Origin of the sequence: Pseudomonas morbosilactucae (assembly GCF_023241715.1) — a bacterium.
Classification (GTDB): domain Bacteria; phylum Pseudomonadota; class Gammaproteobacteria; order Pseudomonadales; family Pseudomonadaceae; genus Aquipseudomonas; species Aquipseudomonas morbosilactucae.
In genome coordinates this window covers 1-15,625 of the sequence record NZ_JALQCW010000031.1, presented here as the reverse complement: position 1 = coordinate 15,625, position 15,625 = coordinate 1, and the positions used below count along the sequence as shown (strand labels likewise).

General features: G+C 62.7%; 14 protein-coding genes. 5 read left to right on the top strand and 9 right to left on the bottom strand.

Features of this window, described 5'->3' with window-relative positions; genetic code table 11:
• Positions 1-36 precede the first annotated feature (36 nt).
• Positions 37-1,065: a histone deacetylase family protein gene (locus tag M1B34_RS13970; protein WP_268265443.1), complete on the bottom strand. Its 1,029-nt coding sequence runs from the start codon at positions 1,063-1,065 to the stop codon at positions 37-39.
• 124 nt (positions 1,066-1,189) lie between these two features.
• Here M1B34_RS13970 and M1B34_RS13965 point away from each other — a divergent pair, with 124 nt between their 5' ends.
• On the top strand, positions 1,190-1,726 hold the full coding sequence (locus M1B34_RS13965) for an Lrp/AsnC family transcriptional regulator (protein WP_123336041.1): 537 nt from the start codon (positions 1,190-1,192) through the stop codon (positions 1,724-1,726).
• A gap of 69 nt (positions 1,727-1,795) precedes the next feature.
• Here M1B34_RS13965 and poxB read toward each other — a convergent pair whose 3' ends face one another.
• A complete protein-coding gene (gene poxB, locus M1B34_RS13960) occupies positions 1,796-3,562 on the bottom strand; it encodes a ubiquinone-dependent pyruvate dehydrogenase (protein ID WP_268265442.1) in 1,767 nt (588 codons plus the stop codon).
• 471 nt (positions 3,563-4,033) lie between these two features.
• On the opposite strand from poxB, the gene M1B34_RS13955 reads away from it, so the two are divergent.
• Positions 4,034-5,620 carry a TerC family protein gene (locus M1B34_RS13955; protein WP_123336045.1) on the top strand — a complete coding sequence of 529 codons (1,587 nt, stop codon included), beginning with the start codon at positions 4,034-4,036 and terminating at the stop codon, positions 5,618-5,620.
• A 401-nt stretch (positions 5,621-6,021) separates the two neighbouring features.
• Here M1B34_RS13955 and M1B34_RS13950 read toward each other — a convergent pair whose 3' ends face one another.
• The 7 genes from M1B34_RS13950 to M1B34_RS13920 form a co-directional block, all read right to left on the bottom strand.
• Entirely contained in the window at positions 6,022-6,483 is a 462-nt protein-coding gene (locus M1B34_RS13950; RefSeq protein WP_123336047.1) for a YccF domain-containing protein, read from the bottom strand.
• A gap of 28 nt (positions 6,484-6,511) precedes the next feature.
• Positions 6,512-6,961, bottom strand: a complete 450-nt coding sequence (locus M1B34_RS13945; RefSeq protein ID WP_268263121.1) for an Sbal_3080 family lipoprotein — start codon at positions 6,959-6,961, stop codon at positions 6,512-6,514.
• 263 nt (positions 6,962-7,224) lie between these two features.
• Positions 7,225-8,256 (bottom strand): hypothetical protein, encoded by a 1,032-nt coding sequence (locus M1B34_RS13940; RefSeq protein WP_268265441.1) that lies wholly within the window; start codon positions 8,254-8,256, stop codon positions 7,225-7,227.
• A gap of 69 nt (positions 8,257-8,325) precedes the next feature.
• Positions 8,326-9,684, bottom strand: a complete 1,359-nt coding sequence (locus M1B34_RS13935; protein WP_268265440.1) for a hypothetical protein — start codon at positions 9,682-9,684, stop codon at positions 8,326-8,328.
• Positions 9,685-9,887: 203 nt separating this feature from the next.
• Positions 9,888-10,538, bottom strand: a complete 651-nt coding sequence (locus M1B34_RS13930) for a response regulator (RefSeq protein WP_268265439.1) — start codon at positions 10,536-10,538, stop codon at positions 9,888-9,890.
• Positions 10,535-11,215, bottom strand: a complete 681-nt coding sequence (locus M1B34_RS13925; RefSeq protein WP_268265438.1) for a sensor histidine kinase — start codon at positions 11,213-11,215, stop codon at positions 10,535-10,537. The genes M1B34_RS13930 and M1B34_RS13925 overlap by 4 nt, the downstream gene beginning before the upstream one ends.
• A gap of 543 nt (positions 11,216-11,758) precedes the next feature.
• A complete protein-coding gene (locus tag M1B34_RS13920) occupies positions 11,759-12,238 on the bottom strand; it encodes an Lrp/AsnC family transcriptional regulator (RefSeq protein ID WP_123336059.1) in 480 nt (159 codons plus the stop codon).
• Positions 12,239-12,372: 134 nt separating this feature from the next.
• On the opposite strand from M1B34_RS13920, the gene M1B34_RS13915 reads away from it, so the two are divergent.
• From M1B34_RS13915 to M1B34_RS13905, 3 genes are all read left to right on the top strand, one after another.
• Positions 12,373-13,413 carry a zinc-dependent alcohol dehydrogenase family protein gene (locus M1B34_RS13915; protein WP_268265437.1) on the top strand — a complete coding sequence of 347 codons (1,041 nt, stop codon included), beginning with the start codon at positions 12,373-12,375 and terminating at the stop codon, positions 13,411-13,413.
• A gap of 224 nt (positions 13,414-13,637) precedes the next feature.
• A complete protein-coding gene (locus tag M1B34_RS13910; protein ID WP_268265436.1) occupies positions 13,638-15,071 on the top strand; it encodes an RtcB family protein in 1,434 nt (477 codons plus the stop codon).
• Between the two features lie 370 nt (positions 15,072-15,441).
• On the top strand, positions 15,442-15,625 hold a 184-nt coding region (locus M1B34_RS13905), incomplete at its 3' end, for a hypothetical protein (protein ID WP_482827987.1).

Genomic DNA, 15,625 nt, shown 5'->3' with positions numbered 1-15,625 from the left:
GCGTTGAACGCCGCGTAGGGGCGCGACGCGGGTGGGTCAGCGCTGGGCGTGGCCGTGCAGCACATTGACGGCGTTGATGCCGATTTCATCGACCATGTAGCCGCCTTCCATGACGAACAGCGTGGGCGCACCCACCGTGGCGATGACTTGGCCCATGCCGAGGAAGTCCTCGCTTTCCAGGAGGAAGTGGCTGATGGGGTCGTCCTTGAACGTATCGACCCCAAGGGACACCACCAGCAACTCCGGGGCGTACGCCCGCAGTTGGGCGCAGGCCTGGACCAGGGCTGCGCGGTAGTGCTGCCAGGTGGTGTTTTTCGGCAGTGGCAGGTTCAGGTTGTAGCCTTCGCCGGCACCGCTGCCGCGTTCGCTGGCAAAGCCCGAGTAGTAGGGGTAGGACACGGCCGGGTCGCCGTGCAGCGAGACGAACAGCACATCGTCGCGGTCGTAGAAAATGTTCTGGGTGCCGTTGCCGTGGTGGAAGTCCACGTCCAGCACCGCGACCCGCTTGGCGCCCTGAGTGATGGCGTGTTGCGCGGCGATGGCGGCGTTGTTCAGGTAGCAATAACCGCCCATGTATTCCCGTGCGGCGTGATGGCCCGGCGGGCGGCACAAGGCAAAGGCGCTGTCCTGGCCTTCGTCGATCAGGGCCAGGCCGGTGAGGGCGATGTCGGCGCTGGTGCGCACCGCGTCCCAGGTGGTGGCGGTAATGGGCGAGCCGGCGTCCATGGCGAAGAACCCGAGCTTGCCGTCGATAAACTCCGGCACCTGCTGGTTGGCCAGGTCGCGCACCGGCCACACCAGCGGCAGGGCGTCATGGCTGCGCCCGGTGGCTTGCCATTCGCCCCAGGCGCTTTCCAGGAAGCTCACATAGCGTTCGCTGTGGGCGGCCACATAGCAGGCGCGGTCAAAGCGGCGGGGCGCGATGATCTCGCCGAGCTCCACATGTCGGACCCGGTCGCGAACCGTATCGGCGCGGCTGGGCTGCTCGAAGGAGGGCTTTAGGACCCCGTCCTTCAATTCGGTGCCATGGTGCAAACGGTGGGAGTCGCTGAAGACGGTAAGCATGCTGATCGCATCCATTGTTATTGTCCGGTGCAAATATTTTGTTCCGGCATGGCTGCGAAATCTTTGCTTTTTGTTCGTGTTTAATGCGATTTTTGAGTCATATTTTTCTTTTTGGTGGCCTGATATGAGAAAAACAACTCGGCATGTCGCGCTCGACGAAACCGACCTGGCAATCCTCTCGCTGTTGCAGCAGGACGCGAGTATTTCCAACGCCGAATTGAGCGAGCGGCTGTCCCTGAGCCTCACGCCCTGTTGGCGTCGACGCAAGCGCATGGAAGAAGAGGGGGTGATCAAGGATTACCAGGCCAACCTGGACCGGCGTCTGCTCGGGCTGGACATCATGGCCTTTGTGCAGGTGCGGTTTGCCACGCACTCCGACCAGACCCCGGATGACTTCGAGACGGTGATCATGGGCCTGCCGGAGGTGCAGGCCTGCCACAAGATCACCGGCGACGCCGACTACCTGCTGCAGGTGCTGGCCCAGGACCTGGACAGCTACAGCGACTTCATTGAGCACGTGCTCAGGCGCCAGCCGGGCATTGCGTCCATTCAGTCGAGCCTGGCGCTGCGGGAGGTCAAGGCCACCAGCCGCCTGGCGATCCCCGAGCCGCAGCCCGGAGGCCGACGTTTGGCCGGGGAGCGATCTGCGGACCGTCCTTGAACCGCAGGTGCTGGCGGCTGGGGCCATGACGCCCCGCGCAGTGTTCGCCTGGCCAGCGTCGGGGGGCTGTCAGCGATCGCCCTTGCCCAGGCCCAGTGCGCCGAGCAGGCGACCGTTCAACCAGTTGGTTTTCGCCAGTTCGATGACCTCGTCGCCACGCCCGCTCATGACCGCCTTGAGCATGTACAGGCTGAACCCCTTGGCCTGTTCCAGCTTGATCGCCGGGGGCATCACCAGTTCCTGCTTGGCGGTGACCACGTCCACCAACACCGGGCCGTCATGGGCCAACGCGGTGCGCAGGGCGCCTTCAAGGTCTTCGGACTGCTCCACCCGCAGGCCGAGAATGCCCATGGCGTTGGCCATGGCGGCAAAGTCCGGGTTGTGCAGGTCGGTGCCGGTGTCGAGGTAGCCGCTGGCTTTCATTTCCATGGCCACGAACCCTAGTGACGCGTTGTCGTAGACGATGATCTTCACCGGCAATTTGAGCTGGGCCAGGGAGATGAAATCGCCCATCAACATGCTGAAGCCGCCGTCCCCCGACAGCGAGATTACCTGCCGCCCGGGAAACGCCGCCTGGGCGCCCATGGCCTGGGGCATGGCGTTGGCCATGGAACCGTGGTTGAACGAACCAAGCAGGCGGCGTTTGCCGTTCATCTTCAAGTAGCGCGCGGCCCACACCGTGGGGGTGCCGACGTCGGCGGTGAAAATCGCGTCCTCGTCGGCCAGTTCGCTGAGCAAACGGGTCAGGTACTGGGGATGGATTGGTTGGTTGGCGGGAGAGGGCTGGGCCAGTTCGTCCAGGCCCTGGCGGGCCTTGGCATAGTGCGCCAGGGATTCTTCAAGGAAGCTTCGGTCGGCCTTGTAGGGCAGGCGCGGGAGCAGGGCGGCGAGGGTTTCGCTGACATCAGCGGCGATACCCAGGTCCAGGGTCACGCGGCGCCCGAGGGCCTGCGGGTCGCGGTCGATCTGCACCACGGTGGCGTCGCTGGGGTAGAACTGGCGATAGGGGAAGTCGGTGCCGAGCATCACCAGGGTGTCGCAATTGAGCATGGCGTGGTAGCCCGAGCTGAAGCCGATCAGCCCGGTCATGCCGACGTCGAAGGGGTTGTCCCATTCCACATGTTCTTTGCCGCGCAGGGCATGCACCACCGGAGCGCCCAGGGCCTCGGCCAGGGCCACTACCTGATCGTGGGCGCCGGCGCAGCCACTGCCGCAGAGCAGGGTCACGGCCTTGCTCTGGCTGAGGATCTCCACCAGCCGGTCGAGGTCCGGGGGCGCGGGCAGGGTGCGTGGCGTGCGCAGGGGCGTCCAGGGTTTTTGCGGGCTCGGGACCTCTTGCAGGGCCACGTCCCCGGGGATCACCACCACCGCCACGCCGCGGTTGAGCAGGGCACTGCGCATGGCTCGGTGCAGCACCTGGGGCATTTGCGCCGGGTTGCTGACCAGCTCGACGAAGTGGCTGCACTCCTTGAACAGCTCCTGGGGGTGAGTCTCTTGAAAGTAGTTGAGGCCGATTTCCGAGGACGGAATCTGCGCGGCGATGGCCAACACCGGCACATGGTTGCGCTGGCAGTCGAACAGGCCATTGATCAGGTGCAGGTTGCCCGGCCCGCAACTGCCTGCGCAGACCGCCAGTTCGCCGGTGGCGGCCGCATAGGCGCCGGCGGCAAAGGCCGCGACTTCCTCGTGGCGCACGTGCATCCACTGGATGCTGTCCATGGTGCGCAGCGCGTCGGTGAGGCCATTGAGGCTGTCGCCGGTCAGCCCCCAGATGCGTTTGACGCCGGCTTGTTCAAGGGTGGTCGCCAGTTGCTGGGCAAGGGTGGTGGTTGCCATGGAGTTCTCCAGCCGGGGTAAGGGATGTCGTTCGCTGAAGAAAGGACCGCCATCGCGGGCCGATGATTCCGTTTAATTGTCGCCAGGCGCCCAGCGTTGCAGCAGCGGATGGAGGTGAAGGCAGCGCCGGGGCTGTTCTTAAAACTTTGAAATGATTTCCCGCTGGGGGAAATGTGACCCGCCCCTGTAATCTCCAAGTCCGTTTTTTCTTTCAGGATTTGCATGAACACCCGTTCGGAGCCTCCCAGTTGTCGCCACTCGCGCGCGCACCGTTCTAACCTCGCTCAATCCGCCTCGCGGCCTTCGCTCGCTCAGCGGTTCGGCTGCCTAGCCGGTCTACCCTTCATTCGACGCTCACCCACCCTTGCCGGGCTTGCCGTGCAACGTTGCCCCATCGTTCGCCGTTCGCCCAGGGTTTACGCCTGGTCGTGCCTGGCCGTCTGAAATCACTAGAGAGATAGCGTCGTTTATATGGAATGGATTGCAGACCCCACGGCCTGGCTTGGCCTTCTGACCCTGATTGTCCTGGAGCTGGTGCTGGGCATCGACAACCTGGTGTTTATCGCCATCCTGGCCGACAAGCTGCCACCGGAGCAGCGTGACCGTGCGCGGCTGATCGGCCTGTCCCTGGCGCTGCTGATGCGCCTGGGCCTGTTGGCGAGTATTTCCTGGATGGTGACCCTGACCCAGCCGCTGTTCGAGGTGTTCGACAAGAGCTTCTCGGGCCGTGACCTGATCATGCTGTTCGGCGGTGTGTTCCTGTTGTTCAAGGCCACCATGGAATTGCATGAACGCCTGGAAGGCCACGTCAGCCAACGGACCGGCAATGCCGCTTACGCGATGTTCTGGCCGATCGTGGCGCAGATCGTGGTGCTGGACGCGGTGTTCTCCCTGGACGCGGTGATTACCGCGGTGGGCATGGTCGAGCACCTGTCGGTGATGATGATTGCGGTGGTGGTGTCCATTGGCGTGATGATCGTTGCCAGCAAGCCGCTGACTCGCTTCGTCAACGAACACCCGACGGTGATCATGCTGTGCCTGGGCTTCCTGATGATGATCGGCTTCAGCCTGACCGCCGAAGGCCTGGGCTTCCATATCCCCAAAGGCTACCTGTACGCGGCCATCGGCTTCTCGATCCTCATCGAGCTGTTCAACCAGGTCGCCCGTGCGCGGCGCAAGAAGTCCATGCAGGGCCTGCGCCCTATGCGTGAGCGCACCGCCCATGCGGTTCTGCGCTTGCTGGGTGGGCGCAAGCTGGCCGCCGAGGAGGTGGGCGAAGAGATTGCCGACCTGCTGGACAACGGTGAGGAAAACACCGCCGAGCTGTTCGACCGCCGTGAGCGGGTGATGATCAGCGGTGTGCTGCAACTGGCCGAACGGCCGATTCGCACCCTGATGACGGTGCGTGCCGATGTGGATTACATCGACCTGGCCGACAGCCCGGAAGTGATCCGGACCAAGCTGATGCATTCGTCCTACTCGCGTCTGCCGCTGATTCGCGACGGTGCGGTGGATGAACCCCTGGGGTTCGTGCACAAGAAGGAGTTGCTCAAGGAATACCTGGCCGGCAACGAGCCGAACCTGGAACACCTGGCGCGTCAGGCGATCAACCTGCTGGACAGTTTTTCGATCCTCAACGCCCTGGAGCAGATGCGTAAGGCCTCGACCCACATTGCCTTTGTGATCAACGAATTCGGCGACTTTGTCGGCGTGTTGAGCATGACCGATATTCTGGAGTCGATTGCCGGCGAGCTGCCCGACGCCAGCGAAATCGAAGGGCCGGACATTGTCGAGGAGCAGGGCGGCTTTGTGGTCAGCGGTGCCTTGAACCTGTCGCAGATCCGCCAGCGCACCGGCTTCCAGGCCGAAGCCACCGAGGACTACCAGACCCTGGCCGGCTTGGTGATGAGCCTGCTGGACCGCTTGCCGGTCAAGGGCGACCGCCTGGAGTGGCAAGGCTGGAGCCTGCAGGTGGCGGCCGTGGAGGAGCGACGGGTGACCCGGGTACTGCTGTCGCCGCTGGCGCCGGTGCAGGGTGTGGAAAGCGTGCTGCCTTGATGGCCCCGAGCGCGGTGTGAGCCGCGCTCGACCCTGTGCTGAAGCAGCCTGGCGAGCGGTTCAAAGAGGTCGGGCAGCTGGAAAAATGGCGACGTTAAATTGGCGTTCATTGCCATTTGTCGGGAGATGAAAAAGCGCCTCAAGAGAGGCGTGTCAAAATGATGTCGCTCGCGGTTACTATGCGCCTCAGACCGCAGGCTCCATCAGAGAGCCGCGGCAACAACGTTGGGTTACTGGGGAGCACAGATGATGGGACGAGGTTTAGTGATGTACGCCTCAGGGATGCTGCTGGTATTGGCGGCGTTCGCCATCGTCATGCTGACGCTTTTGGGCTGACCGCTGATGCGTTGAATTTCGTTATCGTTGAAAAAGGCATCCCAGGATGCCTTTTTTAATGCCTGTCAGTTCGGTTGACGCACTTTCAGGGCCACGCTCTCGGCGTTGAAACGACGAGAAGCGGCAGCCACTTCCTTGCTGACCACGGTCTTGCCGATGGGCGCCAGGGCAATCCCGGCCAGCTTCAAGTGCTGGATCCCGAACGGGATGCCGATGATGGTGATAAAGCACGCCAGGGCCGAGCACAGGTGCCCGATGGCCAGCCAGATGCCTGCCACCAGGAACCAGATGATGTTGCCGATCAAGCCCAGGCCGCTGGTGCCCAGGTCCTCTCGGTTATTCAACTCTTTGCGGCTGATGGCCTCCTTGCCGAACGGGAAGAACGAGAAGCTGCCGATCACAAAACAGGCGCGGCCCCAAGGGATGCCGATGATGCTGATAAACGCCAGCAGGCCATAGAGCCACCAGAGCAGGCCCATAAACACGCCGCCGAGGATAAACCAGAGAAAATTGCCGATTGCACGCATTTGCCGCTTCCTTGATTGCAGATGGATTTCACGGGGCGGAGGGTAGCGGATGTACACCCACGGGGAAAAGCTGGTCGGTCAATTCCTCGATCTTTTCCTGCGCATTGATAAATTTGTCCATGCGTGCGCCACCGGATTGCGAGTTGTAACTGGCGCTGCCGATGGGCTTGCCGTCCTGATACACAGTGATCTGCGCCATGGCCATGTACAGCGCCATGTCCCACCGCCACAGGCCGATGTATTGGCTGGACAGCGGGCAGGCGTCAGGCTGGGCCGTAGAAGGCAGGGTCAGCACCTCGAAACCCTTGTTTTGCAGGGCCTGGCCATAGGCCTGGGTGAAGCCCTCACGTAGTCCGGTAGCGGGGATCAGGCATATTTTGCTACCTGCGGCGGGCGTCGGGTTCACCGGTGATACGTGCTGGGTAATGCTGCAGGCGGTCAGCAGCGAAACAACGCCAAGCAGGAGCAGTGAGCGCATAAGAACATCCATGTGTCGGTCGCCAAGGGGTGGCGGGGTGGCCATATGCTATCCATTCAGACGAAGGGCGCATAGGCACCGGCCAAGCCAATGTGACCATGGGCGAGTGCAAACCGACCTTTCGCGCAGGGCCGGTGACGGTGCTGGAATTGGGCGGTGCCATTGCGCCGAGACCGGGCCTGTAAACCGACGATGCGCTCCCCTTGGTCGTCGGCCTGCCGGAGCATTGGGCCAGCGAACGTTGGTAGAGGCCGGTGAGGTTTTTACGACGTGGGCAACGGCGGCTGGCTGAGCACACCCAGCAATACGGGCATGTCCGAATCCTGCGCCGCAAAGTGGACCGTCACTTCACCTGTGCCCGCCCCAGCGATCACCGCCGTGGCCTGGACGTGAAACGGCCCTATGCGAATGACATTGCCGGCCAGGTCCTGGGCTTGCGCCAGGCTGTGGGCGCTCAGGGTCATGTTGGGCCGAAAGCCGACCAGTGCCCCTTTGGGCAGCAGGCCGATGGCGCCGTTGGCGCTGAAGAAATCGGGTGCGGTCGGCGGCAGCGGGTACCGATCGGGATCGAACAGCGCCGGGTTGAACCAGGCGCCAGGGCTGAGGGGGAAGCGCCCAAACTGCTCCAGGGACAGATCCATCTCGACCCAGGTATCGCCCGTTGGAGGCGAGGTCGATTTCAATGACGAGCTCTGGCGCCGTTCGATAAAGGGCGGCCATTGTGCTCCTCCCAGGGTTTGCCCCAGCAAGGCGGGTTGAGGCCTGGGTGATACGCGGATACGGACCCGGTTCAGCAATGGTGGGTGCGCGCCAGGGCCCCTGAGCACCGCGGTGCTGTTGCGCCAAGTGGGCAGTGTCTGGTCCCAGTTGTCCAGGCGGTAGCTGGGGCAAAACAAGGCGCTGGCCTGCGCTGCGTTGGCGGCCATATTGACGGCGGTCGGTTGTTGCAGGGTGGCCAGCCGGTATTGGTTCAGGGCCGTCAGCAAGGGCGCCACCGGAATGGCTGGCGACGTGCCGGGCGCGGCCGGGTGCAAGGGCGGCGCACTGCTCAGCAGGTAGTCGAGGTAGACCCCGTAGGCGGAAAACAGGTCGCTGTGGGGCGAGTAACTGGGCGTGGGGGCGGGGATGGTATTGCCCAGTTGGTAGATGCTCCAGTTGCGGATTCCGGGGTCTGCGCTGCCCAGGTCACTGAAGGTGTTGATGGCGGTGATGGACAGTTGTTCGCCGATGGCGACCTGTGCCCACTCGGTGAGGGTCTGTTGGTACAACTGCCAGATCGAGGAGTCGTTCGGCACGAGGCAGGCTCTGTGTGGTGCGTTCGACTCCCCCTTGGTTGTCGTGGCCAAGGGGGAGTCGGGCAGGGGCTAGACGCCGAGTTTATTGCTGATAACGCCGAGTAGGATCGGCACGGTACTGCTCAGTGGGCCGATAGTCACCGAGGCGGAGGCATCGTTGAACTTGATGTCCTGCTTGCTGCCGTTGGTCGAGGTACTCAGGGAGCCGAGACGGAACGGACCGATGCCGATCGATGTGGTGGTGTTGGCTTGCCAGTTGCTTTTAACGTTGCTGTAGTCATTGGCGTTCATGGTCAGGGTCACCGTGGGTTCAAAACCCAGCACCACTTGGGTCGCGATCGCGGACAAAGCCCCGCCGTCGCCGAAAAACGCCGGTGCACCGGACTTCAGACGGTTGTGATTGAGGGCTACCAGGCCGGCATCCCACCATTGCCCTGGTGCGATGAAAAAGCTGCCGAGCCCGGTGAAGTCCACTTGCAGGGAGAAGTCGCTGCTGCTGGTGTTGATGCTGGTTTTCTGGCCGCTGGTGGAGCCTCCCAGAGAGAAGTTGAAGAAGTCGCCGAACAGGCTGGCATTGGCGGAGGCGCTCCAGCCGAACTGGTCCAGGCTGTAGGAGTTGCTGCTGGAAGTAATGCGGATCGACCCTCCGGCTTGGTGCTTGCCCGCGACGCTGGCGGCTTGCCACTCGCTGTATTTGGTACCGAATGCCTGGAGGGCGTAGGACGGTGCCAGTGAGAAAACCAGGTCGCTGGTGGGCGTTGGCGCGTTGCCGCCGATCGTCACCGGCTGGGAGCCAGGTGGTGCGATGCTGCCAGAGGCCACCTTCATGTTGAAGGCATTCTGGCCCAGCAGGCTTTGCGCGCCGTTCAGCCCAACTTTGGTCCTGGCTTGCTGGAGGACGGTGTAGCCGGGGCCGTAGACCTGGATCATCAGGCTGTCATAGGCGCTGGCAGCGCCGATCAGTGCATTGTTCGCTGAAACATAGGCCGGGTAGTTTTGCCCCACCCAATCCTGGAAGGCCGGGATGTTGGGGAAGATGTTTTTGGCCGTGTTATAGGCGCTGAAGGCTTTGCCCTGGGCAGTGGTGAAGGTGTCTTGCGCCGAGTTCAGATTGGCGGTGGCGATGTTCACCTGGCTGGTCAGGTTCGGGTTGAGCACGGCACCCGGGTCGATCCAGTCGAGGAAGGTGGCATAGCTCGAAAGCAGGCTGCTGCCGGCCGAGTAGGATGGGCTGTTGGCCGGCACCACATCGCCGAGGCCATGGATGTAATAGTTGCCGACGGCGGGCTCGCTATTGCCCAAATCGATATTGAGGGTGGTCGAGCCAGCACTGAATTGTTGCTGCGGGCCAATGCCAGCCGGCAGGGCGATTGCCTGCAGCTCTCCCATCCATTTTTTCCACAAGTCCAGCGTATCCACATTAGCCATGTCGTCTTGCTCCATATCGGTTGGGAAAACCGCGCATCGTGGCCACTGCCACGACCTCCAGTAGCGCTCGATGGGGTGCATCCATCGCTCGCCGGGAACAAAAGACTAAGGGTTGGTGGCGTGCGTGAATCTGCGCCTGCTGCTGATTTGCGGCCTCCGGGAGGCTGATTTCCCATCGGTATGTTTACCGATGCCTCCGGGCATTAACACCAGCCTTCGCGCAGGGCATAGCGGGTCAACTGGGCAATGCCCTTGATCCCCAGCTTGCGCATGATGTGCTCGCGGTGGGTGCTGACGGTCTTGCTGCTGATGTGCATGCGCTCGGCAATGTCCCGGGTGGTCAGGCCCTCCACCAGCAACTGAAGGATCTGCCGTTCCCGCGGACTCAAGGGAGGCCCGTCGCCACCGGATTGTCGGGCGGGGTTCGAGCGCTGGCTGATGACCATCGCGGTGGCGATCTCCGGGGACAGGTAAAACTTGCCTTGGGCCACGGCCTGCACGGCCTTGAGCAACTCATCCACGGCGCAGTCCTTGAGCAGGTACCCCGAGGCCCCGGCGTCCAGGGCGGCACTGACCCGGCGTTGCTCGCCGTGGGCCGAGACGCAGAGAAAACGCGGCGCCAGAGCCTTGCGTTGGGCGCGGAGCATGGTGTCGATGCCGTTCAGCAGCGGCATTTCAAGGTCGATGATCACCAGGTCCACAGGTTGTTCGGCGATCAGCGCCAAGGCTTCCAGGCCATTGGCCGCGTGCCCGACGATTTTCAGTCCGGGCTCCTTGCTCAGCAACGCGGCCAGGCCCTGGCGAAACAGCACATGGTCGTCGGCCAACAGGATGTTCATCGGGCTGGGCGTCATGAGGCACCCCGTGCCGCGCGGCCGAGCGGTTGGCCTGGCACCAGCAGGTGCACGCGAGCGCCCTGGCCTGCGTTGCCATCCAGCACGAGCGAGCCCTGCAGGGCTTTGAGTTGCAAGGCGATGCTGCACAGGCCGAAGCCTCGGGACGAGCCTCTGACCCCCGGTGGAAAGCCACAGCCGTTGTCTTCGACGCTCAGGGTCAACTGCCGGTCCTGATAGGTGCAGCGCAGGGTGGCCTGGGTGGCGCCGCTGTGCTTGCGCACATTGCTCAGCAACTCCTCGGCCATGCGCAACAGGGCCTTGGTGGTGTCCGGGGGCAATGGGCTGTGAAGGTGCTGCAGCTCCAGGGTGATGGGCGCAGCGTCGGGAAAACGCGCCCCGACTTCCCGGACCAGCCTGGCCAGCCCTTGTTCCAAGGGCGGCGGGGCCTGGTTGCCGAGGTCATCCAGGACCCGCCGCAGGCTGCTGGAGGCTTCGCGAATCAACGCTTGGACCTCTTCGACCAAGGGTTTGACGTCGCTGGCGGCAACCTGCTCTCCCAGCTCGGCCAGGCGCAGTTGGGCCAGTGCCAGATGCTGTCCGGCGTGATCGTGCAGTTGGCAGGCAATCCGCAGGCGTTCGTGCTCCAAAGGGGACGGGCAGGCAGGCGGTGGGACACACTTGGGGTGGCGTGACATTCCATGTCTCCATTGACGACGTTTAGGTTCGTGCGCAGTGCCCGAACAGGTGCAGTGCTGCTGGCCTTCCTGGCCATGGCCGCCGTTGTGCGGGAGGTGGCCAGGAGGGGATGGGTCGAGGCAGTGTCGAGAGGTTGCCGTTGCCGTTCAGAGTGCGCCTGTTGCCCTGTGTCGTGAATGTCCGGTGCCGTTCGGGGTTCCCTGTTTCGAACGGGCTGTGTTGAACCGGGCTCGGCCGATTGTGCTCCGGCGATGGGGCAATATCCTGGCTGGCGATTCCTCCGGCAATGAAGCTCGAGGGGGAGGGCACGCCTGCTTGGCCTGCCCTGGCCCGAAGGTGGTGATGAGGTAACGGATAATGGCTAATTGAAATTAAGCTGGGCGAGTGTAGCGTGGGATTTGTGGCCGGGTGAAGCCGTTATACGCCCGCCGGCCGGGGAATTTTGTAAAGGTTTCGAGACAATGGATACGCACGATGGCGCCCCCTGGGCTATCGAGTCGCGCAACTCGGCAGGGCCGGGCCTTGGCTCGTCAGTCAGGGGGTCAGCTCAACGTCAGGTAGGTGAGAGGCAAGGTGTTGCTGACCTTGATGTCTCGCAGGGAAATGTTCGAGCAGATACTCAGCACACCGGGCAGTTTTCTCAGGACTTTTTCCACGAAGCGGCTGTAGTCGTCCAGGTCCCGGGCCACCACCTGCAACAGGAAATCGGCTTCGCCCGTGGTGTTGTGGCAAGCCAGGACGTTGGGGCAGGCGATGATGATGTTTTCGAACTCGGCGGTGACCTCTTCCCCATGCTGGGTGCAGGCGATCTGCACAAAAGCCATGACCCCCATGCCGAGCTTTCGGCGGTTCAGCAAGGCCTGGTAGCCCTCGATCACCCCAGCGTCTTCCAGGCGCTTTTGCCGGCGCCAGCAAGAGGCCTCGCTCATCCCCAGTTGCTCGGCCAGCTTGGCGTTGGACAGCTTGCCATCCTGCTGCAGGCGGTCGGCAATGGCGGCGTCCAGTTTGTCGAATTTTTCCACCTGCAAGATCCTTTCAGTAACGGTTGGAGATCTGTAAGACTATTTCGAGTTCTTCGATTATTCAACGGTAAATAGAAAGGTAAATTCACTCAGCGTCTTCATACTGATGGAATGTTTCAGATAAGGAGCAGTTCATGAAAGCAGTGGTCTTCGAAGCATTCTCCGCGCCGCCAACCATCCAGACCGTCGCCGACCCTACGCCCGAGAATCACGGCGTGGTGGTCAAGGTCATGGCCACCGGCGTATGCCGCAGCGACTGGCACGGCTGGGTCGGGCACGACAGCGACATTGAACTGCCTCACGTGCCCGGGCACGAACTGGCAGGGATCGTCGAGGCAGTCGGTAAGGACGTGACCCGCTGGAACGTCGGCGACCGCATCACCGTGCCCTTTGTCGGCGGTTGCGGCGCTTGCCCGGAGTGCAGTGCCGGCCACCACCAAGTGTGCGACCGGCAGTTCCAACCCGGCTTCACCCACTGGGGCTCGTTTGCCGAATACGTGTCGTTGCACCAGGCCGACATCAACCTGGTTGCACTGCCCGAGAGCCTGGATTTCACCACCGCCGCCAGCCTGGGGTGCCGCTTTGTCACCTCGTTTCGCGCCGTGGTCGACCAGGGCCAGGTCCGCGCCGGGCAGTGGGTGGCGGTCCACGGTTGTGGCGGCGTGGGCCTGTCGGCGGTGATGATCGCCAGTGCCATGGGCGCCAACGTAGTGGCCATCGACATCGCCGAAGACAAGTTGGAACTGGCCCGCAGCCTGGGCGCGGTCGCCACCGTCAACGCCAACCAAGTGGCGAACGTGGTGGAGGCCGTTCGTGACCTCACTCAGGGCGGCGCCCACGTCTCGCTGGATGCCCTGGGCCACCCCACGACCTGCTTCAATTCCATCAGCAACCTGCGTAAACGCGGCAAGCATGTGCAGGTTGGGCTGATGCTGGGCGAGCAGAGCACGCCGATCATTCCCATGAGCACGGTGATCGCCAAGGAACTGGAAATCCTCGGCAGCCACGGCATGCAGGCGCACCGCTACGACGCGATGTTCGCCATGATGCAGTCGGGCAAACTAGCGCCACAGAAGCTGATCGGCAAGACCATCAGCCTGGAACAGTCGATCGATGCGCTGATGAACATGGACAAGTTCGAAGTGGCAGGGGTGACGGTGGTCAATCGCTTCTAAAGCGTGGGGGCGGTATTGCTCATGAGCCAGGTCGCTGACCCATGTAGGAGCCGGCTTGCCGGCGATGCCGCCCCCGATACCCCTGGCAAAAAATCTCCCAGCCCGTCTTTACATCCACCCTCCCATTCCTCATCATCCGCGCCGTCTACGTTTCGCTGCTGACCAGACAATTCCAGCCACCAATCGGGTGGTTGTTTTGTTGCGTCCAAGAAAAGCAGTTGAAAATGACCCAGACACCTCTCAAAAGAATTCAGCACAAGCTCGCCCGTTCCGGGGTGGCCATTGAACGCCTGAATGCCAACTCTCTTTCAATCTCTTCGACCAATGCTGCCGGGCTCAAGGTGGATTTGCTGCTGCCTGACAGCTTTGCCATCGAAGAAAAAGCCATCCTGCAACTGATGGATTTCGCCAAGGTCGCCCACCCTCATGGCGGCGAAGTGAAGTGCGCCTGCGCCACGCCCGACTTCCACACCGGCAACCCGATTCCGGTGGGCAGTGTGATTGTCACCAGCCATGACATGGTGGTGCCCCAAGCGATCGGCACCGACATCAATTGCGGCATGCGCCTGCACAAACTGGGGCTGAACTACGAGCAGTTCATGGCGCAAAAGGCCAAGTGGACCGCCCTGGTGCGCGGCGATCTGCTGGAAGGTACGCGCAATATTCCCACCCGCCCGATGGCCATGACCGCGTTGTTTGATTCGGGCCTGGGTGACTTCTGGACCCAGGTGCAGCAGCAAGACCCGGTGGGGCTGTTTGCCGGGGCGGATTTCGAACAACTGCGCCGCGAGCTGGCGGGGCTGCATCCTTCCTCCTTTGCCCGGGGCAGCGCCGACTACGCGCCGGAAGCCCTGCAGGACCGCTCCCGGAACATCCTCCGCGACCCAGGCCTGGGCTCCCTGGGCGGCGGCAATCACTTTGTCGAGATCCAGGTGGTCACCGAGCTGGTGGACCGCCAGGCCTGCTTCGCCCAGGGCCTGTCTGTGGGGCAGGTGGTGATGATGATCCACACCGGCTCCCGGGACGTGGGCTTCTACGTCGGCCGGCGCTGGATGGACAAGGCCAAGGCCCTGTGGCCGTTGGGGATCAAGCACCCCGAATCGAAAATCTTTGCCTTGCTTGGCGACATGGCCGATGAGTACCTGCTGGCCATGCACAGCGCTGCCCATTACGCCGACGCCAATCGGGCGCTGATCGCCGAGATGGTGCGCCAGCGTACGCGGCAAGTCTTTGGTGCGGGCATCGAGGCGCCGCTGATCGTCGACGTGCCCCATAACATCGTGCTGCGCGAAGAAGACGGCAATGTCCACCGCAAGGGCGCCACACCGGCCTACGCCGGGCAGCCGCTGCTGATCCCGGGGAGCATGGGGCATGATTCCTACCTGCTCACCGGGCTGGGCAACCAACGCTGGCTGCGCTCGGCCAGCCACGGTGCGGGGCGTTCCATGTCCCGCAGTGAGGTGGTGTTCAAGGCCAAGAAGGACAAGGCCTTCCTCGGCCTGCAGGGCGTGGAGTGCATCACCACCAAGGAAGAGCGGATGATCGAAGAGGCACCGGGCGCTTACAAGGAGATTGGCCAGGTGATCCAGTCCCAGGTGGAAGAGGGCACGGTGTCGGTGATGGCGCGGTTTTCACCGATTTTGACCTTCAAGGCCTAACACGCCCCCTCGTTTTGGGTCGGTACGCACATCCATTGCTGTGGGAGCTGGGCGTGCGGATCAAAAGCCAGAACACACAAAGGCATCTGAGAGCGTTCAGTGAGAGCTGGGGAGCGGCGGTTTGCTGCTCTGGCCGCGATCAAGGGTTTTTTTGAACATTCAGAAGTGCCTGATGTGTCGGTGACTGGGGCGAATCTAGTATCGACTCCGTTGAAGGGCCAAAAGGCTGGTGGCCGCGCAGCAAGGACGTGCTGTTTAGCCCCCGGCTAGCCAGTCCTTGATCCGTAGCGATAAGGAGCAGTGCCTCAAGGGCGAGAGCGGCTACTAGGACATGCTCCTCTAATCCCGATTTTTACTTGAGATACACAACATGGACGTTCGTCAGTTTGCCTTCCTGGCTCGCCAGCCTTCTGCTGCCCTGCAATCCCGGCATTCCTTTGGGGGCCTGCCGAAGCGCGGACTGGCGTTCATGCTGGCCAACCTGATGTTCTGGCAGCCGCTGTGGGTGATGGCCGACGGCATCGTGGTCAACGGCAGCGGCACCCGTCTCGGCC

Coding starts and splice junctions, on each gene's coding strand:
- M1B34_RS13930 (WP_268265439.1), bottom strand. CDS start 10,538: ATGACGCCCAGCCCGATGAACATCCTGTTGGCCGACGACCATGTGCTG.
- M1B34_RS13970 (WP_268265443.1), bottom strand. CDS start 1,065: ATGCTTACCGTCTTCAGCGACTCCCACCGTTTGCACCATGGCACCGAA.
- M1B34_RS13945 (WP_268263121.1), bottom strand. CDS start 6,961: ATGCGCTCACTGCTCCTGCTTGGCGTTGTTTCGCTGCTGACCGCCTGC.
- M1B34_RS13950 (WP_123336047.1), bottom strand. CDS start 6,483: ATGCGTGCAATCGGCAATTTTCTCTGGTTTATCCTCGGCGGCGTGTTT.
- M1B34_RS13915 (WP_268265437.1), top strand. CDS start 12,373: ATGAAAGCAGTGGTCTTCGAAGCATTCTCCGCGCCGCCAACCATCCAG.
- poxB (WP_268265442.1), bottom strand. CDS start 3,562: ATGGCAACCACCACCCTTGCCCAGCAACTGGCGACCACCCTTGAACAA.
- M1B34_RS13965 (WP_123336041.1), top strand. CDS start 1,190: ATGAGAAAAACAACTCGGCATGTCGCGCTCGACGAAACCGACCTGGCA.
- M1B34_RS13935 (WP_268265440.1), bottom strand. CDS start 9,684: ATGGCTAATGTGGATACGCTGGACTTGTGGAAAAAATGGATGGGAGAG.
- M1B34_RS13910 (WP_268265436.1), top strand. CDS start 13,638: ATGACCCAGACACCTCTCAAAAGAATTCAGCACAAGCTCGCCCGTTCC.
- M1B34_RS13925 (WP_268265438.1), bottom strand. CDS start 11,215: ATGTCACGCCACCCCAAGTGTGTCCCACCGCCTGCCTGCCCGTCCCCT.
- M1B34_RS13955 (WP_123336045.1), top strand. CDS start 4,034: ATGGAATGGATTGCAGACCCCACGGCCTGGCTTGGCCTTCTGACCCTG.